The sequence below is a fragment of the Paenibacillus amylolyticus genome, from assembly GCF_050990605.1.
GTDB lineage: Bacteria > Bacillota > Bacilli > Paenibacillales > Paenibacillaceae > Paenibacillus > Paenibacillus amylolyticus_H.
Genome location: NZ_CP158832.1, coordinates 64,057 through 90,848 on the forward strand (window position 1 = coordinate 64,057; position 26,792 = coordinate 90,848).

At 46.0% G+C, this 26,792-nt stretch carries 18 protein-coding genes and 1 other RNA gene; 18 read left to right on the top strand and 1 reads right to left on the bottom strand.

Features of this window, described 5'->3' with window-relative positions:
* Positions 1-219 precede the first annotated feature (219 nt).
* The 17 genes from rnr to ABTV53_RS00385 all read left to right on the top strand — a co-directional run bounded on the left by rnr (position 220) and on the right by ABTV53_RS00385 (position 22,307).
* Complete coding sequence (gene rnr, locus ABTV53_RS00305) at positions 220-3,015, top strand: ribonuclease R (RefSeq protein ID WP_433749366.1); 2,796 nt, start codon at positions 220-222, stop codon at positions 3,013-3,015.
* Positions 3,016-3,275: 260 nt separating this feature from the next.
* A complete protein-coding gene (smpB, locus tag ABTV53_RS00310) occupies positions 3,276-3,758 on the top strand; it encodes an SsrA-binding protein SmpB (RefSeq protein ID WP_036674736.1) in 483 nt (160 codons plus the stop codon).
* Positions 3,759-4,340: 582 nt separating this feature from the next.
* Positions 4,341-4,705: a transfer-messenger RNA gene (gene ssrA / locus ABTV53_RS00315) on the top strand.
* Between the two features lie 267 nt (positions 4,706-4,972).
* Entirely contained in the window at positions 4,973-6,292 is a 1,320-nt protein-coding gene (locus ABTV53_RS00320; protein WP_433749369.1) for a hypothetical protein, read from the top strand.
* A 36-nt stretch (positions 6,293-6,328) separates the two neighbouring features.
* On the top strand, positions 6,329-6,973 hold the full coding sequence (locus ABTV53_RS00325; protein WP_433749372.1) for a hypothetical protein: 645 nt from the start codon (positions 6,329-6,331) through the stop codon (positions 6,971-6,973).
* The gene (locus ABTV53_RS00330) at positions 6,966-8,036 is read left to right on the top strand and encodes a hypothetical protein (RefSeq protein WP_433749375.1); all 1,071 of its coding nucleotides are present in this window, start codon (positions 6,966-6,968) and stop codon (positions 8,034-8,036) included. The genes ABTV53_RS00325 and ABTV53_RS00330 overlap by 8 nt, the downstream gene beginning before the upstream one ends.
* A gap of 241 nt (positions 8,037-8,277) precedes the next feature.
* A complete protein-coding gene (locus ABTV53_RS00335) occupies positions 8,278-8,622 on the top strand; it encodes a hypothetical protein (protein WP_433749377.1) in 345 nt (114 codons plus the stop codon).
* Between the two features lie 588 nt (positions 8,623-9,210).
* Complete coding sequence (locus tag ABTV53_RS00340) at positions 9,211-11,352, top strand: cache domain-containing sensor histidine kinase (protein ID WP_433749380.1); 2,142 nt, start codon at positions 9,211-9,213, stop codon at positions 11,350-11,352.
* Positions 11,349-13,136 carry a response regulator gene (locus tag ABTV53_RS00345; protein ID WP_433749383.1) on the top strand — a complete coding sequence of 596 codons (1,788 nt, stop codon included), beginning with the start codon at positions 11,349-11,351 and terminating at the stop codon, positions 13,134-13,136. The genes ABTV53_RS00340 and ABTV53_RS00345 overlap by 4 nt, the downstream gene beginning before the upstream one ends.
* A 190-nt stretch (positions 13,137-13,326) precedes the next feature.
* Entirely contained in the window at positions 13,327-14,640 is a 1,314-nt protein-coding gene (locus ABTV53_RS00350; RefSeq protein WP_421895337.1) for an extracellular solute-binding protein, read from the top strand.
* A gap of 71 nt (positions 14,641-14,711) precedes the next feature.
* Positions 14,712-15,581 carry a carbohydrate ABC transporter permease gene (locus ABTV53_RS00355; protein WP_339304843.1) on the top strand — a complete coding sequence of 290 codons (870 nt, stop codon included), beginning with the start codon at positions 14,712-14,714 and terminating at the stop codon, positions 15,579-15,581.
* 15 nt (positions 15,582-15,596) lie between these two features.
* On the top strand, positions 15,597-16,472 hold the full coding sequence (locus tag ABTV53_RS00360) for a carbohydrate ABC transporter permease (protein WP_340911235.1): 876 nt from the start codon (positions 15,597-15,599) through the stop codon (positions 16,470-16,472).
* Between the two features lie 186 nt (positions 16,473-16,658).
* A complete protein-coding gene (locus ABTV53_RS00365) occupies positions 16,659-17,288 on the top strand; it encodes a polysaccharide deacetylase family protein (RefSeq protein WP_433749387.1) in 630 nt (209 codons plus the stop codon).
* A 161-nt stretch (positions 17,289-17,449) separates the two neighbouring features.
* Positions 17,450-18,703 carry a mechanosensitive ion channel family protein gene (locus ABTV53_RS00370; RefSeq protein WP_433749390.1) on the top strand — a complete coding sequence of 418 codons (1,254 nt, stop codon included), beginning with the start codon at positions 17,450-17,452 and terminating at the stop codon, positions 18,701-18,703.
* A gap of 131 nt (positions 18,704-18,834) precedes the next feature.
* Positions 18,835-20,754: a helix-turn-helix domain-containing protein gene (locus tag ABTV53_RS00375; protein ID WP_433749393.1), complete on the top strand. Its 1,920-nt coding sequence runs from the start codon at positions 18,835-18,837 to the stop codon at positions 20,752-20,754.
* A gap of 176 nt (positions 20,755-20,930) precedes the next feature.
* Complete coding sequence (locus ABTV53_RS00380) at positions 20,931-21,785, top strand: aldo/keto reductase (RefSeq protein WP_433749396.1); 855 nt, start codon at positions 20,931-20,933, stop codon at positions 21,783-21,785.
* Between the two features lie 345 nt (positions 21,786-22,130).
* Positions 22,131-22,307 (top strand): hypothetical protein, encoded by a 177-nt coding sequence (locus tag ABTV53_RS00385; protein ID WP_433749399.1) that lies wholly within the window; start codon positions 22,131-22,133, stop codon positions 22,305-22,307.
* Positions 22,308-22,448: 141 nt separating this feature from the next.
* Here the strand turns inward: ABTV53_RS00385 and ABTV53_RS00390 are convergent, their stop codons facing one another.
* The gene (locus ABTV53_RS00390; RefSeq protein ID WP_433749402.1) at positions 22,449-25,625 is read right to left on the bottom strand and encodes an alpha-mannosidase; all 3,177 of its coding nucleotides are present in this window, start codon (positions 25,623-25,625) and stop codon (positions 22,449-22,451) included.
* 198 nt (positions 25,626-25,823) lie between these two features.
* Between ABTV53_RS00390 and ABTV53_RS00395 the strand changes: the two genes are divergently transcribed.
* Positions 25,824-26,765, top strand: a complete 942-nt coding sequence (locus ABTV53_RS00395; protein WP_433749404.1) for a helix-turn-helix domain-containing protein — start codon at positions 25,824-25,826, stop codon at positions 26,763-26,765.
* Positions 26,766-26,792: the final 27 nt, after the last annotated feature.

The window sequence follows — 26,792 nt, forward strand, 5'->3', positions numbered from 1 at the left end:
GAAAGCGTGATTATAGAGGAGCGCCAGGCCACTGTGGTTTTTTTGCGAGGTACGGATGGTCCGGATTGAATTCGTGTATACTAGGGTATGAGATAGTATGGTTGCACTACTACACTCTACACGGCAGTGGCTATGTGTATCATGAAAATGGTAAGGATTCCGATACATAAAGAGATGAGACTTGAATACACTTTTATGTTTCCCGAGGTGAATATATTAATGATAACAGAACAACAATTGCTCGACTTCATGCGGGAAACCGCTTATAAACCCATGACTTATCAGGAGTTGGAACAGCACTTCGCTATTGAAGATGCAGCTGATTTCAAAGCCTTTTTGATTATGCTTAATACGCTGGAGGAATCCGGTAAAGTTTTGCTGACCCGTAACAATCGCTATGGTATGCCAGAGCGCATGGATTTGGTACGCGGACGTTTACAGGCTCATGCCAAAGGCTTTGCTTTCCTTATTCCTGAGGATCGGGAGCACCCGGATGTGTACATTCACGCCAATGATATGAAAAGTGCGATGAATGGTGACACGGTATTGGTTAAAGTCACGTCTCAAGGACCTTCTGGCGGTCGCCTGGAGGGTGAGATCGTCCGTATTGTTACTCGTGCTGTGACACAAGTTGTCGGTGTGTTCCAAAGCCATGAGGTGTACGGCTTCGTTATTCCTGATGACAAACGGATTAATCGAGATATTTTCATCCCGCGTACCAACTTTGCAGGGGCGGTTGATGGACAGAAGGTCGTAGCAAAGATCGTCAGCTATCCAGAGGGCCGGGCGGCAGCCGAGGGTGAAGTGATCGAGATTCTCGGTCATAAGGATGAGCCGGGTATTGATATTTTGTCCGTCATTCGCAAGCATCAGCTGCCTGAAGCTTTCCCGGATGAAGTGGTCGAAGAGGCGGAGAAAGCACCGGACTCCATCACGGATGAGGAGATTGTACAACAGGGTCGCCGTGATCTGCGTGGACTGAACATTGTCACGATTGATGGTGAAGATGCCAAGGATCTGGACGATGCTGTAAATGTAGAGAAATTGCCTAATGGTAATTACCGTCTGGGTGTTCATATTGCCGATGTTGGCTATTACGTACAGGAGAATTCCAAGCTGGATCAGGAAGCCTACAACCGCGGATGCAGTGTATATCTGGTGGACCGGGTTATTCCGATGCTGCCTCAGCGCCTATCCAACGGAATCTGTAGTTTGAACCCGCAGGTAGATCGCTTGACTCTGTCTTGTGAGATGGAATTCAACGATCAGATGAAGGTTGTCAAACACGACATTTTCACGAGTGTAATCAAAACCAAAGAGCGGATGACGTATTCCAACGTTCGTAAAATCCTTGAAGGTGAAGAGCCGGAATTGCTAGAGCGTTATAAGGATCTGGTGGATGATTTTCATCTGATGAAAGAGATTGCTTTAAAACTGCGTGCGATGCGTATGCGCCGTGGTGCGGTTGACTTTGATTTTGAAGAATCCAAAATTATTGTGGATGCAGAATGCAAACCGATCGATATCGTGAAACGGGAGCGTTCGATTGCGGAGCAAATCATTGAAGAGTTCATGTTGGCAGCAAACGAAACAGTGGCAGAGCATTTCCACTGGTTGAAGGTTCCGTTCATTTATCGTGTGCACGAAGACCCGGATCAGGAAAAGTTGCAAAATTTCCTCGCCTTTGCGGCGAATTTTGGACACCAGGTCAAAGGACGTGGCAATGCAATTCATCCACGTGCGCTTCAATCGTTGCTTGAGGATATCAAAGAAACGAAAGAACAAACCGTGATCAGTACGATGATGCTCCGTTCCATGAAACAGGCGAAGTATGATTCTGAAATGTCAGGTCACTTTGGCCTCGCGGCAGAATTCTATAGTCACTTTACGTCTCCGATTCGTCGTTATCCCGATCTCGTCATTCACCGGGTGATTCGTGAAGTCATTGAAAATAATGGTGCTTTGCCGGAGAACCGACAGGAGTATTTGGCAGCACGGATGGCCGATATTGCGCAGCAGTCTTCGGAACGTGAACGTGTGGCGGTAGAAGCTGAACGGGATACAGAGAAAATGAAAAAAGCCGAGTACATGCTGGATAAAGTCGGCGAAGAGTTCGAAGGCATGATCAGCAGTGTGACCAGCTTCGGTATGTTCATTGAATTGGAGAACACGGTTGAAGGTCTGATTCGTCTGAGCGCGCTCACGGACGACTATTACCATTTTGACGATCAACATATGGCTCTGATTGGTGAACGGACTTCAAAAGTCTTCCGTATCGGGGATGAAGTGAAGATCCGTGTGGCACGTGTCAGCATGGAAGAGTATACGATTGATTTTGAAATGGTGGATATGAAACCTCGCGCTGAACGTCCTGGCGGCTTCAGTGGAGGACGTGGCGGTAAAGGTGGACGTCCTGGTAGCGGCGGCGGACGCGGTGGTGCCAAGGGTGGACCTGGTGGTTTCAGCGGATCGCGTGGCGGCAAAGGCAGCTCAGCCAGTGCTGGAGGCAACCGTGATGGCCGATCAACGGAAGAGAGCAGCAAAGGTGGACGTGGCGGTCGCGGCGGAGCAGCAAGTGCAGGTGCGGGAGCAGGCTCATCCGGTGGCTACGCAGGTAAAGGTGGCGGCAAGCCTAAAGGTGAGCGTCGTGCTGGTGATGCTGGCGGATCAACTGGCCGGGGCAAAGGCGCGGTGAGCTTTGGTTTTGGCTCAGGTAAAGGCGGTTATAGCTCTACATCGGGTGGATCTGATACTAGTTCAACCGGTGGACAAGGAAGTGGCCTGAACAGCGGGAGCGGTCGCGGTGAAGGAAGCTTTAAGTCCGGCAAGGGTGGCGGTAAAGGTGGCAAAGGCGGAAGTGGACGCAAAAACACTTCGCCGAGCGGCGTATTTATTGGAGAGAATGCAACTCCTGGTGGCGCTCAGGAAGGCGGAGCACCACGACGCAAGCGGAAGAAGAGCAAAGGTGCAGCTGGTAACGGCACGGCAGCTTTTGTGCGGAAAAAGAAAAAATAAAGCTAACGTTACCTGAAGAGATGGATTACAATTCGTTCCTCCAGGTTAAGCGTTGGAGAAAATAGTCACTTCAGCCGGTATGTTGTTTCGCACAGTCTGAAAGTGGTGTAATGAGGAGGGGCGGCAGAGGTCGCCTCTTTCTTGATTTTAACAGCCGTACTTGCTACAATTAAGGTCTGGCACGTGGTACCTTGGTGCAACAATGGGTGCGCTGCTACAGAGCATGGTACCGGCTTATTTTACGGAGAAGGAGTGAGGACATGGGCAAGAATGATGGACAGAGTAAAGTGCTTGCACAGAATAAAAAGGCTTCCCATGACTACTTCATTGAAGATACGTATGAAGCGGGCATGGTGCTTACCGGAACGGAGATCAAATCTCTTCGTAACGGCCGTGCGAATATTGGTGATGCATTTGCCACGATTCGTAACGGTGAGATCCATATTCACAATATGCATATTAGTCCTTTTGAACAAGGGAACCGAAATAATCCGCTCGATCCGACGCGTACACGCAAGTTGTTGATGCATAAAGTGCAGATTCACAAGCTGCTCGGGTTGTCGAAACAGGATGGGTACAGCATCGTTCCGCTGAAAATCTATATCCGCAACGGTTACGCAAAGCTCTTGCTTGGACTGGGTAAAGGTAAGAAGCAGTATGATAAACGGGAGACTGCGGCCAAGCGGGATGCACAACGTGATATCCAACGGGTACTGCGCGAGAAGCAGAAGGTTGCGCGTTAAGTGGAGCGCTGGGTGTGAAGGCTTTACTTTAGGTGTATAAGTTAGTTTTTATGATGGAGCTAGGAAGATTGATGTATGAGTTAAGGAGTCTCAAGGTTTGTCCTGCAATGGGCAAGATTGAGGCTTTTTTATTTGTTTTGGGGAAGGTAATTTGAATTGTTGAAGTGTGCTGTGATGAATTTGGCTGTTATGCATTGGAAGAAGGCACCAGAAACATGAACTTTGTAGGTGCTGAAATATGAAATATCAGACTGTTGCGTAGTTTACTTTAATCATGGGTAAGATACTTAGGTGCCGTTGTTCGTGATCCGATCTGGGTAAACTTTACTTCCGATTGGTGACGCGGTATAATATGTAGACGATTGAGCCTGTTGTATTGGATAACTTTGTACACGTGCTCAGCCTGCTGGAATGTCTTCCAGCAATCTGTACTATTTCGGTGATGTTTCCTATGTTATGATTACTCATGTAGCAGACAGGAATGCCGAGTTTGAAAGAAGCATCTTTTTACCTTGGAGGAAAAAGATGTGCAGCACCTTTGCTCCGTATTCACGGATTAATCCTGGAGCCCTTCTTCATTGAGGGGGCGTTTATGGATTCGACGGGGATAGTTCGAGCATGGGTAGCGGGTAGTGGGGACGCGTCCGCTTTATCAACGCTAAAGCCTATTAAACGGCAAACAACAAACAAACTACGCTTTCGCAGCCTAAGAAACTGTGTGCGTGCTTCTACCCTGCATCGCCCATGTGACAGGGATAGGGGCTAACTAGTAGTGGGATACGCTGTCACATCTCCGCCTGGGGTGTGCTGAAGAAGACAATCAGGCTGACCCAACGTATAGCCGGTTACGGGGCGATACTCGGGTGACATCAAAACTGTGACTACACCCGTAGAAGCTTATGTGCCGTTATCTTCGGACAGGGGTTCGACTCCCCTCGCCTCCATTAAAAAAAACTCGCTGAAATAGCGGGTTTTTTGCTTTTTATGCATGATCTGTAGACGTCAGTTAATAACTATCAGTGCTACAAGGTTGGGCGACAGTTATGCGTTTGTTTAATATTTACTATAGTGCACTCATCAAGTATAATTAACAAGAAATTGCTTGATACTTAATAAATTTGTATTTTATATAATCAGTTTAGCTCTTTACGATTTCTAACAAGCTTAATAAACATTGTGTTTTTGCAGTTTTAAATCTATTGAGGAGTGAGGATATGGTTAATTTAACAGGAGTATTACTACGAGTCTTTAATAGGATTCCTAAACAAGACGCTTTAGCAATTATCGAAGAAAAAACAGGCTGGGTTCCAGAGAAAAAATTAAAGAAGAAAGAAGACATAAAAGATAAATTTCTTGAGTTAGAAAGAATAATAAAAGAAGAGGAAATTGAAGATTTCGTACAGATGGCAGTTATGAGGAAAAGCATTGGCTTACCAGCATATACATACAAAGTGACTAATTTAACCTTTCTTGATGGATTCTCTCAAGAAAAAATCATTGAAAATTTCACTGTTGATGAACATACTTTTAAAGATGTCTATATAATTTCTACAAAGACCGAACGCATGGGGGAATCACTTGAATTTCACTTTCGACTAAAGGAATTTGAGAGTCAGTGGTTAACAGGTGTAAATAATTTAACAAGTTTATCTGCAGTTTTCACCGCAAACGTTACTTTAAATACATCTAATAGGGTATTGACAGTCTACACGGGTAACCACCAAGTTCAAGATGTGTTGATTGCATTTATGAGTAGTATCTTCAAAATGCCGATAATTTCATATAGTTTAAAAGATTTTCATAATCAAATCAATGAACTTGGTAGTGTGAGCTTTAAAACAGCATTATTGTTAGATTTTGTTTCTCACAGGCTAAAACAAAAAGGAATAGAGGCTACTTTTAAAGAAATAAAATTTTATACAGGTTCAAAAAATAAAAAAGATGGAATTAAAGATGTAGCAATAGGAGGAAAAGCGTTACTCTCATCTCAACTTGCATGTGAGTATATTACTATTGGAAGTGATATTGTTTTCTTTTCTACGGATATGATTTATAACGGAGTTGAGTTTTCGACAAAGGTGTATCTTAAGGGTTCCAAGTTGGATATACTTAAAATAGTGATTTTAGATACGGATGATGAGGATATTAAGTCTGAAGTGATTGAAATTATACAAAGTGAATATATCGATATGTGTAATAATGGAATAAAGGATATAGCTCAAACTAAGGTGCTCTTAAATACGATTGCAAATAAATATTTGAATAAAGATCAATTAATTATTCGTGTTATTGAAGAAAATACTTTGCGCTCGATATCGATAGTTACTAATTTGCTCTCATTTCTAAATGATCAAGATGAAGATTTAAATAATAGCATGCGTGAATTTATACAGTCTAACAGAACAGTTCTTGATTCAATTGGATATAATAACGCCGATTTGGATCTTAAATCATTAAATGCTTTTGTAGGCGATGAGAGTCCAAATATATTAGATGAAGAAGATTATTCTGCCGATGAAGAGGGAGGGGAATAGGGGCTTCACATTAATTACAAAGGGGGAGGTATTCCATTGTTAACTTGGACAACTGATAGTATTCTTTTTCACTTTGTAAGTGAAATTAAAATTCAAGATCTCAATGGATTAGCCACCTCTCCATTTGAAGATTTATCTGTATCAAAAAAAAATGATGATGTGATTGAATTAGTATATACATGGCTAGATCCAGTTCGAGTGAGAGACAAGATCCTCTCTAGAGAACAAAGAAGCGTTAGTTGTTGGGTATTTAAATCTGAAAAATTCATATGTGCGTTTTCGAATTCTGAAAGCTCTATTGCTTATTTTATGAGTAAACTCTCTACTATTATCCCTACACAGTTTGAAAGAGTGTTTCCCTATGATTACTGGAAGCAATTTTACTATTGTGAAAATTTAAACTGGTTTGCAAAACTAACTAGTATACATATCGAAAAAAAACCAACTTCACATGATGCAAATGAAATAAAGAAGATTAGTATAAAAAATATAACTGAATTTGAGCTAGAAAGTCTTTTTGAAAATAATTCTGTAACAAACCTAACTTTTCATATGGAAGGAAACTCAATATTTTATATCGATAAAAATTCTGTTGTATCTTTTCCGGATACGGCTATTGAAAACGATGTATTTTATACTCTATCTGCTTTAATAAAGGAGATGTCCCGAAAGTATGCGTAAATGGATATCTTTTGTAATTATATTTACTCCTTTTTTTCTACTTTTTTTAACTGATTTTAATGCATCTTTATCAACAAATAAGTCTGACTTATTGAAAGATCAAATTGAGCTTATAAGTTGGGTGTTTTCTGGTATAATGGCGCTGGTTTCCTTTTTTGCTCTCTTTATCGGATATATGTATGAAAATAAATTAATAGCATCCTCAAATGATTTGAAACTTTTGTATCGTCCTTACACATTGTCAATTTCAGATATTCGACAAATTCTTCTCAGCTATGAAAGTAATATTGTTGGAAATAAATTGATCAACTATATGTATTGGATTTATTTAACAGTCTCATCTTTTACTATTTATGTATGGGGTATAACTGTAGGCTTTTATACTCAATTTAGATTCGGAACTAAACTAGATTTTTCGTTGCCTTCTACGATAAATTTTGGTGTTTATTTATTTTACTTTTTGTTAAGTGGATTATTGATTATCTTAACCTTCATTTTAAATCAAGTGAAAAATCTAAAAGATCCTTTTAGAAAGGGCTATCTACCACTAGCTGAAGAGATATGTGATCTCAAATACTTGGAGGAACAGCAAGATACTGATGTGAGTGAGATAATTTTTAAAAATGCTCCTTCTTTAACTTTTTACAAAAATCCACCAAGTGGCTCCCCTAGATATGAAGTAGTATTTTTTATGCCAATAAAAATGAAAAATTTTAAATTTGTAATAAAACTCTATGATAAAGATAAGATAATTATTTTTAAATGTTTTGGTTTATTAAATAAAATAACGCATGTTGGTGATCAATTTTTTGTGAGGTTAGAAGACAATTTGCCTGAACAAATTTATGAAAGACTTAAAATTGACTCAACTGGAGAAATGAAAGTATATAATGAAAATAATGAAGTGATATCACGGTTTTCATTAAAGTCATTAACTGAGGATGACAATTCCTTTGAAATTATACCTAAAAACATCGTTTTCGAAAGAGAGACAATCGAAAGAGATGGCAACTTAGTACGTGGATTGAATTGGGAAAATATAAGTTTTCAAAATGAAATATAACGCTGGCTTGCAAGTCTTTTGCTGAAAAATGAGCAGAAGATTTTTTTCCCATATCATTAAACATTATCATGTTCCTCATCCTGCAAATGGAAGGGCAGTACAATTCCAAAAAGCAGTAAGGTCAATGATCTAGCCCATTTGGAACCTGGAGAAATGTAAGGCTGACACATGCATTCTTATCGTTCAAGTGCTCACGCATAACGTAATGCCCTATCCTATAAAGATTGGTTGGTGAAGCTGAATGAGTGAAAAATACTGGCTTGTGGTGCAATATCCACTGAAGAGTGCGCAGGGCAGAAAACGAGATCAGTGGTTGAAGGAAAAGGTGATGGAATATCTGGAAATGGCTCTGACACAGGCGGAGTTGGGAGAGGTGGATGGGTGTGATCTGGGTAGTCGCGTGGCTGATCCGAAGGAATATGTAATGAACATTTTCTGTGTGGTAAGGGACGAGGATCGGAGCATAGCGCTAATTAAAAAAGTGCTGAGAGAGAGTCGGCTCGATTACACCCGCATCCAAATCGCTACGATGCCATATGGCATAGAAGGAAGCTATACACTGAAATATGCCTCCGAAAAGGCGTGACCGAATTCTCGCTTTGATCACGAGTGGCTGTGGCTGTTTACCATAACGAACTCTGTACTTGTCCTGCCCGAGGGCGTTTTTGCCTCCGAAAATTTCCCCACTTAATTTCATTATACGAGAAAATGATGATTGGACTCTCCAAACTTAACCACTCGATCAACACACGCCCCATAGTAAGATTTGTGCATGCTCGTACATATCGTAATTTTGCACAAAAGTAGCGCATATCAAAATAGATGCTTATCGTCGTCTTTTGTGTATCAAGATAATCCGCGCCCCCCTTCCTTCCCCACCCGGAACAAGACACAACTTTTTATCTCTACCTCCAATATTTTATAAAACAGTGTTTCTTGCGGCTCCAATTACGGGGGCCTCTACCCGTTGCATTCACAACAATCAGGCCCTCAAATTTCATTCTACTTCACTCAATCTAGCCATCCTCAAGCGATAAAAAAGAATTGAGCCTCTTCCGCACACCGTCCTATAATATACAATTGTATAAAATCCGAGATAGAGGTGGGTATCACAACAGGTCATCCGATCCCAAGCGTTAAACCCATCACACCTCGGAACCAAAGGAGGTTTACAGTGCAAAACAGAGCAAAGGATGCAAAAACAGAGGCAGCAGAAGCAGCAGAAGAAGAGGCAACGATTGAAGCGAAAGCAACAGCAAAAGAAACAGCCCGATCAGATGCCGAGACCAATGCAGAAGCAAACGAAAATACGAAAGCAAACACAAGAGCAAACCCCAGCGCTATGAAGCGGAAGTGGGCTCCCCGTTTCAAAGAGTTTATTCGACGCAAACCCAAGACGCTGGCTTTTAAAATTCCGTTTGCCTACTGTGTCATTATTCTGCTAACGGTGGCGTTTAGTGCGTTGGTTTTGAATCGAATCTCGGAAAGTGATGCGCAGCGAAAGATCAATGAAGCATCGCTGCAGACAATCGCATCCATTGAGACCAATGTTAATCTGATGATCGGGAACGTGAACAATTATTCGAAGATGATTTTCTCCGATCCCAATTTGCAGAACCTGCTGCGTCAGGGCAATGTGTACTCCAATTTACAGACACAGTCCAAGGTTAGCGCGTATTTAACCAATCTTATGCAAGCGGTTCCAATTATTGATTCAGTCTATATATACGATAATTCGGGTCACCGATTCTCGGTTGGTACACAGGAATGGCCCACGTTTATGGAAGCGAATGTGAAGGAAGCGCCGTGGTACGAACAGGCTTTGAAGCACAACGGACGATATCTGCTCAGGCTGAATGGTGGCAACAACGACAGCAGTGTCTCGGCGACGGGGGAAAATGATGGGCAAGAGGTGGTCTCATTTATTCGCCTCATTCGGGATCTGGATGATACGTCTCCGCTTGGATTTCTGGTCATGAACATCAAGGGGGCATCCATCGCGCAAGCCTACGCCAACCTGTCTGCACCGGATTCATTTCAGGTGGCCATTCTGGATGAGCATCAGCGGGTGATCGCAACCAACGCAACCGATGGAAAGAAGGGCGTACCTGCAGTATCCGACGCATCCATATCCTTGTCTGCGGCTTCTGGACAGGAAGGCATGTACGAGATGTTAGAAGCCAATCAAGCCAAGTTAAAACAAGCATTTCAAGAGCAACCCTCCGGATTTATTACTTTACATGCACATGGTCAGGAATATGCGGTGACCTATCGTTCGGCTGGTGATGATCGGTGGAAATTCATCAGCGTGAGTCCATACCGGGCTACGGATACCCGTAATAAATCCATGGTGCTGCTTGCGCTAATATTACTGGCGGTGAACGGGACTGTCTTTTTCGTCAGTTCGTTTATCATCTCACGCAGTGTCATTAAACCGATTCACAAGCTGCTTCGTTCCATGCAGAAGGCACCCAGCGGCAACTTTCGCAAAGTGACGGTTGAGCTGAACAGCTACGAGTTCGAACAGCTATATGGAGGATACAACCAGATGATTGAGCAGATCGACCAGATGCTGAAACGCATCATTCAGGAGCAACAGACAATCCGCCGCGCAGAGTTGAATACACTTCAGGCGCAGATCAAGCCCCATTTTCTATACAACACACTAGATTCCATCACCTCCCTGGCGATGTCGGGCATGAACGAGAAGGTATGTGAGCTGTTAGAAGCGCTCGGAAGTTACTATCGCCTGAGTGTCAGCAAAGGCCGTGAACTGGTTACACTGCACGAGGAGGTTGAGATTGTACGCAATTATCTGACGATCCAGCAGGTACGCTACCCCGGTGTATTTGAGGTGCAGTACGATATCGATTCAGACTGTGAGCGGGTGATGATTCCCAAGCTCGTACTCCAGCCGTTGGTGGAAAATTCGCTGTATCATGGCATACGCCCTAAAGGCAGCCCAGGCATGATACGTATTCAAGCTCATCGATCCAAGGAGGGGGTACTTCTAACGATCACTGACGACGGAGTCGGCATGTCCGAGGAAGAAGTGCAGCAGGTTCAACGCAAAGAAATAAACCGTTCTAACCGTTTTGACTCAACTAATTCAACTAACCCATCTAACCCCTTTAGTTCATCTAAACCTTCTAATCCTAGCTATAATTCTAAACACAATCCAAGCTTTGGCTTATGGGGCACGATGGAGCGGCTTCGCATTTTCTATGAAAGAGAAGATGGACTCAAGCTGCAGAGCGAGGTTGGAAAAGGAACAACCATTATCATAACGATCCCGAAGGGAGCCGATGAATCATGAAATTAACTGTGGAACCGTTAAAGGTATTGATTGTGGATGACGAGTACCTCATCCGAAATCTGTTGCGCATGCGTATTGATTGGGAGCAGCAAGGCATGACCATTATTGGCGAGGCCTCCGATGCCGAAGAGGCTTTGGATCAAGTGGAGCTGTTGCGTCCAGACATCGTGTTCACGGACATATACATGCCGAAGATGGACGGCATTAAACTGAGCGGCATTCTCATGGAGCGTTACCCAAGCCTAAAAATCGTGGTTGTGACGGGACATGATGAATTCGAGTATGCTCGTCAGAGTGTGAAGCTGGGCATATCCGATTTTATTTTGAAACCCATTCGTGCTTCTGAGTTATTACAGGTTACGGCGAAGCTGCGAGCGGCTATCGAGCAGGAGATTGGGCGCGAGTACGAGCTGATGAAGCTGCGGGAGGAAATGGAGCAGAGCTTGCCATATCTCAGGGAGCGATTTGTGAATCAATGGTTAAGTGATGTGATCCCTGAGGATGAACTCCAAGAAAAGGCAAGATTCTTCGGCATTCCTATCTCGTCTAGTGAACCAGGATTACGTATCGCAGTAATGGAGGTGCAGGTTGCTGTCCCACAAGCGAAGATAGATGTACCAGAGGCAAATCAGCAGCTGTCCGAGACGTCTCATCAAGCACATCAAGCACAACGAGCTCATCAAGCTCGTCAACCCCACCAACTCAGCCAAGTTCAAACCGAGCCTCAACACGATCAAACCCATTTAAGCTGGCATCAGACAGAGGCCCATCCACAACCTGCTGAGGAAATACATATTCTGCTGCGAATGGTAGGCATGAAGCAGGTACAGGCTTTTTATCCGCAGGATTCGCAAACCATTATCGTCATGGACCCGCATAATCGGATCGTTGTGTTCTCGCTTGGGGCGAATACGGAATTTGCCAATCAGGTACAGCAGCTTCAGGAAGAACTTCAACATACGCTTAAGCTCGAAGGATGCGAAGTGGATGTGACCGTAGGGATTGGACAATGGCAATCAGGATGGGGGAAGGCCTGTGCGGGATACCGGGAAGCTTGTCGTGCACTCGACTATCAGGCGTTTGTGGGGAAAAATCAGGTCATTTGCTTCGAGGATCTGATCATCGAAGGCGGGAAAAGGCCCTACCACTCGGATGCGCAGCTGCTCCAACAACTGCAATTTTACGTCAGTATTGGTGCGGGGGAAGAAGCCGTATTGTTGCTGGAGCGTATGCTGTCTGTGCCATTCTCGGACGTTTCACAGTTTCGGATGGCAGCCATGGATGTGGTTACGGAGTGCCAGCGTGCTGCCATAGAGCAGCAGATTGAGGGAGAACACGCATTGAACAAAGAGGTCGTTGCGGCCATTTTCACAGCAGATCATTTGCCTGAACTAAAAAGCATGCTGACGCAGTATGTCCGCACCGTATCGGATGTCATACAAGCCAAGCGACAGGCCAAGGAAGATAATCTGATCGACCGGGTCAAGGCTTATCTTGAAGAGAACATGGGCAATGCGGAAGTAGGGCTTTCCAGCACCGCGGCTGCTTTTTACGTAAGTTCGGGCCATCTGGGGCGGCTGATGAAAAAAGAAACCGGGCAGACATTTGTGGAATATCTGACGCAACTCCGCATGAAGAAGGCTGAAATGCTGTTAAAACAGACGGATATGAAAGGATATGAGATTGGGGAGCAGGTAGGCATCCCGGACCCACACTATTTCAGCGTTTTGTTCAAAAAACATATCGGCCGATCCATGAATGAGTATCGGAATGTAAAAACCTGAAAAACGAGAATGCAAAAATGGGGAGTGTGGGGGAGTGCAGAGAGGGTTTGAGCGTAAACGCACTTCCACTTCCAATTCCACATATGTTCGAATATTACAAATCGATGCCTGTTTTCTAAATGGAGAACAAAGCACAGTTTGCCTAAAATATGGGCTAGAAGCAACTAAACACATAGGGAGGTCCATAGAGATGAAAGCGCTATTAAAAAAATCAGCAAGTCTAATTCTGACGCTGGGCATTGTAAGCAGTCTGGTAGCATGTTCAACCGATTCGTCCGGCGGTGCACAGGGGGAAAGTAACGGCAAAATCAAGCTGACGCTGTGGGATCAATCGGTCGGCAATACCGATCCTTCGGCCAAGTTACTGCCCGAGATTGTTGAGAAATGGAACAGCGAGCATCCGGACATTCAGGTTGAACGTACGGGCACGACAGGAGAACAGTACAAAACCAAAGTCAAAACATCGATTGCAGCTGGTGAAGCGCCGGACCTGTTCTATGGCATGGGAGGCGGCAGCTTCATGCAGCCGTACATCAAATCCGGTAATGTGCTGGAAATCTCAAGTTACCTGACGGACGATATCAAAGAACGGATGGGCCCGGGTATGGCTGAGGCGATCAATATGGACGGCAAAATCTACACGTTGCCCGTGTACACACATATCGCCAACCTTTACGTGAACACGGAATTGTTCGAGCAGGCGGGTGCCAAGATTCCGACCACCTATAACGAACTACTCGATGCAATCGAGAAGCTGAAAGCGGCAGGAATTACTCCGGCTGTGATTGGGGAAAAAGACCGTTGGCCGGGCATGTACTGGTACGACATTATTGCGATGCGCCAGGCAGGCAATGCTGCGGTGATGGAAGCTTTTAAAGATCCGTCAAAGTGGGATTCACCCGACTTTGTTGCCGCCGCGACCAAGATGCAGCAGCTTGCGCAAGCAGGAGCTTTCAACAGCAGCATGTTCAGCATGAGCTATGACGAGATGCTCGGGGCATTTAATGCAGGCAACGGGGCGATGATGTTCCAGGCCAACTGGGTGAATGCAGGAATTGAGGATCCATCCTCCGCAGTCAAAGGCAAAGTGAAAGTGATTCCGTTCCCGGTGTTTGAGGATGGCAAAGGCACAAATACCGAAATCTTCGGCGGTGCCGTCGATGGTTTCTACATCAACCAGAATACCAAACATCCGAAGGAAGCTGTGGAATTCCTCAAGTATCTGAGCGAGCAGCTGGGTACGCAAGGTTTCCTGGCTGGAGCCGGTCTGCCAAGCTGGAAAACCGATGCACTCGACACGTCCAGCCTATCCTCCCTTGATCTGTCTGCAGCGGATATTATGAAAACGGCGACCTCATTCATCGCGTGGTGGGATAACATTCTGCCAGCGGAGTCTGCCGAAGCGCATAAAAACCTGATTGCCCAGCTGCTGGCCGGCGATGTAACCCCGGAGGAGTTCTGCAAACAGATGGCACAGCTCAAACCAACGGAGCTAAGCCTGTAGGTTAAACAGTTAAAGCCCAAACAAGGCGTGGTCCGGCATATCCCGGTCACGCCTTTGAGAGGAGAACAACAATGAACTCTGTATTTTCCAATAAAGGCACGATAGCCGTCTTTGTACTGCCCACGCTGATTCTGTTCTGCGGCATTGTGCTTATTCCGATCTTTGTCTCCAGTTATTACAGTCTGCTGGATTGGAACGGAGTAGGCAGGGGGACATTTATCGGCCTGGACAACTATGTAGAGATGTTTAAGGACACCCGGGTGCTGAATTCGATCAAAAACTCCCTGTTATTCGCGGGAGCTTCGGTGTTCATTCAACTGCCGATCTCGCTGGTGCTTGCACTGATTCTGGCGTCCAACGTCAAGGGGGAAGGGTTCTACCGGACCGTGTATTTCATCCCGGTGTTGATCTCCACGGTGGTTATTGCGCAGTTGTGGTCGAAAATCTACAATGCCGATTACGGTCTGCTGAATGTGCTGCTGCAAAATATCGGCTTAGCCCACTGGGCGCAAGATTGGCTCGGTCAGAAGCATACGGCACTTGCGGCTTCTTTTATCCCGACCCTCTGGCAGTACGTGGGGTATCACATGCTGCTGATGTATGCAGGAGCGAAGTCCGTGTCTCAGGATGTGCTGGAAGCAGCTCGAATGGATGGTGCTTCACGTCTTCGCACGGCGTGGTCCATTATGATCCCGCTGATGAAGCCGATTCTGAAGGTAAGCCTTGTATTTTCGGTCATCGGTGCATTCAAGGTGTTTGACCTGATCTATGTGCTAACGGGCGGCGGGCCATTCTACACGACTGAAGTGCCGAGCACGCTGATGTACGCCACCATTTTTGATACGTTCCGGTACGGCTATGGCAGTGCGATCTCGGTCTTTATCATTGTGGAGTGTCTGGTGTGTACGATCCTCATTAATTCATTGTTCAAAACGGAATAGAAGGAGGCATGAGGCATGAGTACCGTAGAAGTCATGTTGCAAAAAAAGCCCAAGCCAAGGTCCATCTCCGGACCAATCGGGAAAGTGTTCCTGCAAGCGTTTCTGATCCTCGTTGCAATTGTGCAGATCTACCCGCTCATCTGGCTGGCACTGTTCTCCCTGAAGGATAACAGTGAAATCTTCAGCGGTGATGTGGCTGGATTGCCCAAAGCGTTTTTGTGGAGCAACTACACCAAAGCCATGTCCGACGGCCATGTACTGACCTATTTTATGAATAGTGTGCTGGTTACTGCGGCCTCCATTGTCTTGGTACTGATCTTGTCCTCCATGACGGGATACGCAATCACGAGGATGAACTGGAAGCTCAGCGGATTCACGATGACGCTCATTTTGCTGGGCATGATGGTGCCGATTCATGCGGCGCTGCTGCCATTATTTATTATTTTGAAAAATCTGAGCCTGCTCAACAGCTACTGGTCTCTGATCATTCCCTATGTGGCGTTTGGCATTCCGATGGCGGTATTCATTCTGGGCAGCTTTTTCAAAGGTATCCCGCGAGAGATGGAGGAGTCGGCGGTGATCGACGGCTGCGGTATCTACCGGACGTTTTTCTCCATTATTCTGCCTCTGGTAACCCCGGCTATATCAACGGTAGCCATTTTCACGTTTTTGTCATGCTGGAATGAGCTGATGTTTGCGGTCACGTTTATCAATAACACGGCTTATCAGACATTGACGGTGGGCATGATGTCGATGGTGGGAACGTACATTACGCAATGGGGTATCATTGGTGCGGGACTGATGATTACGACGGTGCCAACGGTAGTCATCTATCTGCTGTTGAACAAACAGGTGCAGAAGAGCATGATCGCAGGTGCGATCAAAGGTTAGCCGGAGGCTGGACTGGAGGGTGGTAGAAGGGCTTGCTGCTTGGTCGTTCGCTGTACTCTCTTTCCGGCAGATATCAACTTGAGCTGGGAGTTCGCAAGGTGTGATCTCTGAACTAGACCGGAGCCTGTGGACATGGAATAATAAGGGAGTATGTAGCAGGTAGTTGCAGAGAGGGGTCATTATAGTATGGTCAACATCACAATGGTAGAGCAGGAGTCTGTTCGGGAAAAGGTTGTGGCGTTCACGTTTGATGATGGGCCGCATCCGGTGTATACACCTCAATTGCTTGAGATTTTCCGCGGTGCCGATGGGCGGGCGACATTTTTCATGATAGGCCAAGAGATGGAGGCTCACCCGGAGATTGCGGCGGAGGTGCACCGGGAAGGGCATGAAATCGCCAACCATACGTATACGCATCCGGACCTGACCAAGCTGACGCTGGAGGACGCCGGGGAGGAGCTGCAACGCGCAGAACGTCTTGTTCAAGAAGTTACGGGACAACCTGCCCGCTGCTTCCGACCGCCGTATTTTGGCGTAAACGATGATATACTGTCTCTGGCGGCGGAGCGGGGATATCGCACGATTGGTGCAGTCAACGGTGATGCGAGAGATTGGGATAATCCCGGCGTTGAGCATATTCTGGCGCATACCCGATCTGCGGTGAAACCTGGCAGCGTGCTCATATTCCATGACGGGTACGGGAATCGTTCCCAGTCGGTGGAGGCAGTTCGTGTGCTGGTGGAGGAACTGGTGGGGGAAGGGTACCGTTTAGTGACAGTGAGTGAGTTGTTGAAAATAGTTGAGGACATGAAGTAAAATCGAGTACGATTAAATAGAACGGACCCATCATTCTTTGAATGACTGGGTCCTTTTTATATATAATGTATAGGAAGAATGAAGCGGAAGCACAAACTTTGCTTACCACCCTGAACTACTCTATAATAATAGGCTAAACTAGATTATGTCAGGAGGAAACAATGGACTTTATCAGAAATCAACTAGAAGAACTCGGCATGAGTGGACCTTCCATTGGATACCTTTCGAATGTGATTATGGTTATTTTTATCGCACTAATCTCAGTACTGGCGAATGTTATTGCCAAGCGAGTGGTACTGAAGACGGTTCATCGTATCGTAAGTAACAACCGTTTTAAGTGGGGCCACATCGTGGTTCAGAAAAATTTATTTCAGAAGCTGTCGCATCTCGTGCCGGCTATTATTATCTATTATTCGGCTTATATTTTCCCACCCTATCAGGCCATAATTGAAAAAGCAGCAATGACCTACATGATTGTCATCATGATTACGGTTCTGAATGCATTATTGAATGTATTCGATGATATCTATCGTACCTATGAGGTGTCGAAGATCCGCCCCATCAAGAGTTACATTCAGGTAGCCAAGATCGTCCTGTTCATTATCGGGGGTATTATCGTCATCTCCAGTCTGATCGGACAGAATCCGCTCATTATACTCAGTGGACTAGGGGCGTTATCGGCAGTATTAATGCTCGTATTCAAAGACTCGATCCTGGGCCTCGTGGCGGGTGTACAGTTATCGTCGAACGATATGGTGCGTGTCGGTGACTGGATCGAGATGCCAAAGTATAATGCGGACGGCGACGTCATCGACATTACACTGAATACAGTGAAAGTAATGAATTTTGATAAAACCATTACGATGATTCCAAGCTATGCCCTCATCTCGGACTCGTTCCGTAACTGGAGAGGCATGCAGCTCTCGGGCGGCAGAAGGATTAAGCGAAGCGTCTATATTGATATCAGCAGTATTCGTTTTTGTACGGAAGAGATGGTGGCCGAGTTTGAGAAAATCCACTACCTGACTGATTATGTCACGGCAAAGTCGAAGGAAATTCAAGCGTACAACATGGAGCACCAGGTGAATACCGAAAGCAACGTGAACGGCAGACAGCTGACAAACGTCGGTGTATTTCGGGAATATATCCATCAATATTTGAGAAATCATCCGAAGATCAATAAAGATATGACGATGATTGTGCGACAATTAGCACCGGAAGATCGCGGGCTTCCTCTGGAAATCTATGCATTCAGCAATGATATCAACTGGGGAGTATATGAGAATGTTCAGGCGGATATCTTTGACCATATCTTCGCGGTGGCGCCAACATTTGGACTGCGGGCCTTCCAGAATCCAACCGGACATGACATTGTGCAGCTGAAAGAGGATAAGCAATATGCGCGAGAATACTAGGGCCTCATCATAGCTATGCCTTTTCCAATATACTTTTTCATCTCATAAGCCGTTAACCCATCTGGGTTGAGGGCTTTTTGTCTGTGATATAATAGGCATATTTTAAGAACGAAGAAGTAGGGGGAACGCGTATGGATTGGGAAGCTCATATCGAACACTGGAGTCGAACGGCCGTTAGATTACTGGATATTCGGTACTATCGTGCGGAGCAAGGAACGGTCCCTGATCACGATGTGGCGGAAAATAGCTTTTTCTTAGTTACTACGCATGGAGAGGCTAGGATAAGTATATCAGGAGAGGTGTATCAGACCCGTTCACCTTACATATTGCATGGGGGAGCAGATGCTGAGCTAAGTATGATACCGTTGGATCAGGATTTTGCCTGTTATTTGCTCTTATATATAGCCGAGTGTACATCGCCGGAAGATCGGAAGAGCTTCCAAGTGACGTATGGGTTTGCTCCGAATGCGTTACTTCCTATTCAGGAAAAGTGTGAAGCCATGAGTCGTCTGTGGCAAGAGTCTGCCCCCATAGACAAGCTACAGGCACAATCGGCTTTTCTCCCATTGGTGTACGAGATCATGCGGCAACAGATCCAGGCATCGGCCCATAAGGAAAGTAACAGACCCAATATTGTCACTGAGGCAATCCACTACATTCACGATCACTATAGTGAACCAATTACAGCCGAAGAATTAGCACAGAGATACCATTGCAGCACCAGTTACCTGTCCCGTTTGTTCAAGAACCAGATTGGATTGGGACCCATCGAATATCTCATTCATGTGCGCGTTCACAGATCGAAGCAGTACCTTCTCAGGTCCGATGCCCGTATCCAGGAAATCGCAAGCAACGTGGGGTATGCGGATATGTATTATTTCAGTCGTTTGTTCAAAAAGCATACTGGTTTATCGCCACTTCAATTTCGTAAGCAATATCGGCAACCGGTGCAGGTTCAGTATAATCCATTACGCTGGTTAGAATCGTCTATTGTAACCCCTAACTCCGGTTCTCATAATGAGAATGAGACTTATTATCAACGTATTGCGGAAGGGGACACATCCATGTTCAGATTTTCAAGACCAGCCTTTGGGGCGATGATGTTATTAAGTACATCCTTGCTTCTAAGTGCATGTCAGACCAGCAGTACTCCAGAAGTAGCGGCTACCCAGCCAGCTTCATCGGATTCGACTACTGCTGTAGCTACAGACAGCGCAGCTGTGGAAACGCGGATATATAAACATCTGAAAGGCGAAACCGAGATTCCTGTGAACCCACAGCGAGTTGTCAGCTTCTATCACTTGGGTGAGTTGATGGCGCTTGGAGTGAAGCCGGTTGGCACAACGACATATATTTTAGAAAACCCACTTATAGATGATACTTCCGGTATTTCAGATGTGGGCGTTCCGCCAGATGCCGAGAAAATCCTGTCACTGGAGCCAGATCTGATTGTGACAACGGCAGCATTCGCAGAAGCTGTGGAAGGCGGGTATGATGCACTGAGTCAGATCACTCCAACCATTGTTGTGGAGCAGTATAATGACCCGATTAAAGATGTGGAGATGTTTGGGGATATTCTCGGGAAACAAGAGGAAGCACGGTTATGGAATGAGCAATTCAAAGCCAAAATCGCAGCGTATAAAGAGAAAATTAGCCCTTATGTTCGTGCGGATGAAACGTATTCTATTTTAAACGTGCGTCCAGATGCTCTTTTTGTATACGGAGATACCAATATGGGGGGCAACATTATTTATAAATATCTTGGGTTGAAGCCAGCGGCCAAGGTAGAGTCGGACGTCATTCACGGAGAAACGTGGGAGATTTCCACCGAGGTCATTCCCGAGTTTATCGGTGACCGTCTGTTCCTGGCCGTCAATGAGGGAGCTGAGGACAAACTCAAGGATGTGCAAAAGTTGATTGATGCCTCACCAGCCGGGAAAGCGGGTCACGTATACTCCATTAACTTTGATCAGTTCCTTCCGAGTGACCCTATTGCGGTAGAGAAACAGTTAGACATCATCACAGATATAATTGTAGGAGATGGCAAATAGATGTATATGTCTATGATAGGTCTACCGAGTTGAAGTGTTATTGGATGGTTTATATGTAGAGGAGTTCGCATTGATTCAAGCCGGCGTGAAGGGGTAGAATAACGAGAGGACGTTTATTTTCTAACAATCTAATCTCGGAACGAAAATCTAACCTTTTGGCAAAGGAGAGTTCTCACATGAATCATCAGATTCCGGAATATACATTGAATGATGGCTTGAAAGTACCTGCAATTGGATTTGGTACCTATAGTTTGAAAGGTGAAGAAGGCGTTAAATCGATCGCATCTGCCATGGATGCGGGTTATCGATTAATTGATACGGCGTATAACTATGAGAATGAGGCAACCGTGGGCAGAGCAATTAAGCAAAGCTCCATCGCCAGAGAAGAACTGCTGATTTCCTCGAAGCTGCCGGGGCGTTATCACGCGCAGGATAAAGCACTCGTGGCGATTCAGGAATCATTGTACAGAGCGGATCTGGACTATTATGACCTGTATCTGATCCACTGGCCCAATCCGAAGAAGGACATGTATGTCGAGGCATGGCAAGCACTGATCGAAGCCAAAAAGCGTGGATATATCCGATCCATCGGCGTCAGCAACTTCCTGCCTGAGCACAATGAACGCCTGATTAAGGAGACGGGGGTAGCACCGAGCCTGAATCAGATTGAGCTGCATCCGTTCTTTGACCAAGCTGGTCAGCGGGAACAGGATGCGAAGCATGGCATCGTGGACGAATCCTGGAGTCCGATCGGACGTGGCAATGATGCCGTACAGGATATTCTGAAGGATGAGAACATTCTTCGGATCGCGGAAACGCATGGCAAAACGCCAACCCAGATCATTTTGCGCTGGCATGTTCAGCTGGGCTCCATTCCAATTCCGAAAGCGGGCTCCTTGCAACATCAGCAGGAAAATATCAATATATTTGATTTTGGGTTGAGCACAGAAGAGATGCAGGTCATTTCTGCATTTAATCGTCCGGATGGACGCTTGTGGGATCAGGACCCAAGTGAGTACGAAGAATTTTAAAGAAGGACAAGCAATATCTGCCCAACTTTACAAAGCAATATGAAAAACTTTTCGTGTCACTTGCTGCCAAGTATGGATCAATATGAAATTAGATGTGTTCCAGACTGTAAGTACGATGTGATTAAACGCCATTATAACCTGCGCACCTTTTGGAATAATTATTGGTCCCTCTGGGTTACCAGTGAAATTCCAAAGGGTGTTTTTGAGTGAATCTTATCTAGTCATAGCCTGCTTTATCGGGCTATATTAATAACGATAAGAGCATATATCTATGGAATTCTGGATGGCAAGCAGCATAGCAATGGGGTCATAAGCAGGTTGTTCAGGGGAGGGCGATGTTTAGTGGTGGCTAACTGGTGGTTCGCGCTGATTATTATGGTTGTGGTGAATGGGATTGTAGCCTGGAGTTTATGGACGGGGGAACAAACAAGTAGAAGGGCGAAAAAGTGGTTTTTTATTGTGGCTAATCTTATCGGGCTAGGGATTGCCATCTCTCAATTTTTCTGGATGGACTTCAACTAGGATGCAGTGGTGGTATGAGAATATAACGTGTAATACATAGAAAATAAGGAAGGGCTGCTCCCATGTCAGATATGACAGGAGGCAGCCCTTCATTATTGAAGCATAGTAAGCATTGTTACAGTTTTCCATGTTGCGTACGTTCTATTTACTGTCCCGCGGAATCCGGAAAGTCAGAATCTCATACGGCTTAATATCAAAAGAAATCCGATCATTTTCCACGGCGCATTCCGCTTCGTTATTCTCAAGCAAATCACACGCGTACGCCGTAATACCTGCCCCCGCAGGCAATTGCAGGGAAGCACGGCTGCGGCGGCCATGTGCTTCGTAGACACGGATGATCATATCATCGTTGTTCTCGGCTTTTTTGATAACCTCCAGCACGACATTATCCTGATCTACCGATGCGAGCGACCATGTTCCCGGCAACGTACCGGTTTGCGATGTAATCTCACGGGCTACCAAAGGACGGTTGAGATCATAAGCGGATTGGATGACACGTCCTTCACGGAAGTCGCCCTGATGTGGATAGAGCGCGTAGGTGAATACGTGCTGCTCTTTGTCAGCATTTTCATTCGGGTACGTTGCGCTCTTGATCAGGGATAGTCGCATCACCGAGTTATGAATATCATATCCGTATTTGCAGTCGTTCAGCAGAGCCGCACCGTATCCGTTCTCCGCCAGATCGGCCCACTTCTGTCCGCATACTTCAAACCGGGCTTGATCCCAGCTGGTATTACGGTGGGTAGCGCGCTCCACGTTACCATACTGGATTTCGTAGACTGCTTTCTCACTCCAGATATCCAGCGGGAAGGCGGCTTTCAGCAGCAAATGTTCTTGCTTCCAGTCCACAAACGTACGGAAATCAATCCGGCGTGTATGCGCGTAGAAGATGATCGTTTGCTCAATGACCGAGTCCAGGAACTGTCGCTTCACTTGAAGCACGGAACGCACCGGCCCGCTCTCAACCCACTCCAACGACTGCAGGTCGTTAATCTCCCACATATGCTGTTCATAATAATCGTCAATGTTCCATGCCTCGTATTCCGCAGGTCGATCCTCGAACACTTGCAGCACGTTGCCGCGCTTGCCCGACTGAAGCAGCTCACGACCCTCCAGCTTGTCCCATACGGATGTGAATTCGGCACTTTCATTCAGGTGAATATCGTACCAAGGTGTATGGATGTAGCGCTGATCTGCTTCCCACTGTGCAACCGATACGCCCGCGACAAGTTCGTCTGTCAGATCCGGTGTAATTCGGAACGATTTATATCCAGATGCAGGCACGTTCTCTGCAAGGAACACAAGTCCGCCTTCGGGAGTTCGCTGGCTTGGTACAGGGTGATCCCCATCGTAGACGGTTACTTTTCTTGCAAAAGCAGGCAGTTCAACCACATCCGTCCGACCGAATCCGGTGGTGTTGAATACGACAATGGCTTCGCCATCAGATGTAATTCGGCTGGTAATGCCGTTCAGTGCGCTGTCTTTCAGTTCATCCGTAACACGCAGCACCTCTTCATATTGCTCCTGGGAATCCACATACACCTGCTCAATGGAGCTGCCCGGGAGAATATCATGGAACTGGTTCAGCATCGTCAGCTTCCATGCATGCTCCAGTGCATCGGTTGGATAGGCCGCTTGGGCATTCGCCTGACTATGAATCATGGCATACAGCTCTGCATCGGCCAGTGCAAATTCACTATGACGGTTATACCGTTTATTGCGCGCCATGGATGTGTAGGTCCCCCGGTGGTATTCCAGATACAGCTCGCCCGACCAGCGGGGAACGGATGGAACATCCGCCAGGTTTTGCTCCAACTTCTCGAAGAACTCTCGTACAAACGTACGTTTCACCGCAGGTACACCCGGCAATCCGACATCCAGTCGTCTGCCATGCTCCAACATCTCTTCGGTTGGTCCGCCGCCGCCATCCCCGAATCCGAAACATTGCAGGACATCTGCATTGATGTTTTTGTTCTGGTATCGCTGCCAAGTGCCTTTTACTTGGGAGGCGTTGAATCGTCCATTATAAGTCGTTTCGAAGCGACGTTGTCTGAAATCGGGATGCTTGTCATAGTCTGTCGCTGTGATGAAATGGGTTAGAACTTCAGAGCCGTCAATACCTCTCCAGTACATCGTGTCATTCGGAATCTGGTTGGTATCATTCCAGGCAATTTTGGTGGTCATAAAATAATCAATACCGCTCTTGCGCATAATCTGCGGCATCGCTGCACTATAACCAAATACATCCGGCAACCAGAGCACACGGTTCTCCACGCCGAACTCTTCCTTGAAGAAACGTTTGCCGTAGATAATCTGACGGATCATGGATTCACCCGAAATCAGGTTACAATCGGCTTCCAGCCACATGGAACCTTCTGCTTCCCAGCGGCCTTCGGCCACCTTTTCCTTGATTTTCTCATAGAGGGACGGGTAGTCTGCTTTCAGGTATGCATACAGCTGGGGCTGAGAAGACATGAAAGTATACTCTGGGAACTTGTCCATCAAGTATAGTACACTCGCGAAGCTGCGAATGACCTTCTCCCGGGTCTGGTCGAGCGTCCATAGCCATGCCACATCGATATGTGTGTGCCCGATACAGTGCACGGTAGGGATGTGATCACCGGCAGGGCGGATATCACCATAGACATGATCTTGCAGATATCGGCGCGCTTCCAGCACCGACGTATGGAATTCTGTGCTGTTCTCCTGACGCAAATCCAGCAGATTCACGGCTTTATTCAGATGTTCGACCAACTTCAGCCGCTCCAGATCATCCTCACGCAGCAGATCCGCAGCATCCAGCGCAGCCTTGAGATCGTAATATAAATCGGAGACTTGCTGATGATGCTCGGCGATATATACATTCAGAAAAACATCCGCGGCAGACGTACTGCAATACGCATATAATGCCAGTTCGAATTCATCACCTTTTGCCGCAGCGGATGTCAGGTCGATCTCCGTATGATTCACATCCAGACCGCAGATGAGTTCTCCATTGAGGAATGCCAGAAATTGCGGATTATCGTAATTCCAGATGTCATCAGCACCAGTGACGATGGTACAAACGACCTTTTTTCCTTCCAGATGATCCGGGATGCGAATCCGGGTTTTGAAGCAGCTGTGTACGTCTTTACCGCCCCAGCCATCACCTTTACGAAATACGTTCCAGGAGGACGGGTCTTCATGCACCAGTTCCCAGGAGTGGTAACCACTTTCCTTATGATAAAGCTCAGGGATATATGTCTTTGAGGTTAGTCGTGCACGTTCCAAGTGTTTAACAATAGTATGGATTCGAGTATACAAGGAATTCATTTTCATGTTGGTTTCCCACCTTGGTTTGTAGTAAGTACAGGCTGTAGTCATTAATGGAGCGAAAATTTTGCAAGCGCTAACATATCAACTTTATCATAACAAAAGAGAAATGGGCGAAACTACGTATTGTATGCTGAAAACAACGTATTTTTATTGCATTTCATGCTAAAATAAACTCATTAGAATCAGGATGGGGGCATGTTCATGACACAATCGGTTTTGGTATACGAGCAGGGATATGCGGTCCATGTGAACCAGCCTGGAGATTCGCTTTTTTATCATCTGGATTATGACGAGCGTTCTTATGATCTAAATATGGAGTTTCAGCATTTCCATGATTTCTATGAAATCTGTATTCTTCTGGATCGCACGGCTGCCCACATCATCGAAGGCAGTTTGTACGAGATTCAACCTTATGATATCGTTCTGCTGCGGCCTTCTTTGCTGCATAAAACGCAATATCCGAAGGGTGCCCCGCCGAAACGGTTGATGATTACCTTTGCCATGCCACGCAATACGCCTGGTCTTGAGAACGATTACACGGAGTTATTTTCGATCTTTGACGAACCCATCCCGATATTCCGATATACAGAAGAAAGACGCAAGGAAGTCCTTGCGCCGATCAATGATATTTTCACTATATCGCAGCAGTCTTCTGCACTTCAATCGGTTATGATTCATAGCAAGTTTGTAGAGTTCCTGTGTGCCATACATCGTTACTCGGCAGAGAACGGGTATGTGCGTGAAGAGACAGGATCATCGATGTCCCGACGCATGTATGCCATTGCATCCTATATTCATGGTCATTATCAGCAGGATTTATCGCTGGATGAGGTATCCAGGCGCTTTTATGTAAGTGCCCATCACTTGTCTCGCCAATTCAATAAAGTTACCGGCTTCACCTTCACAGAGTATGTGCAGATGACTCGTATTCGGAATGCCCAGCAAATGCTGCTGAATTCGAGTGAGAAAATCACAGATATCGCTGCACAGTGCGGGTTCACAAGCTTCTCCCAGTTCAATCGCATCTTCAACAAACAGAACGGAATGTCACCAAGTGCATATCGTCGAAGCAGACATTTGCAGAGGGAGCGTGAAGTGATGCTTGTGGGTGAGAGACCCGACCCACTTCGGTGCCTAGAGTGAGAGAGACGAGGAAAGTGATGGACAGTG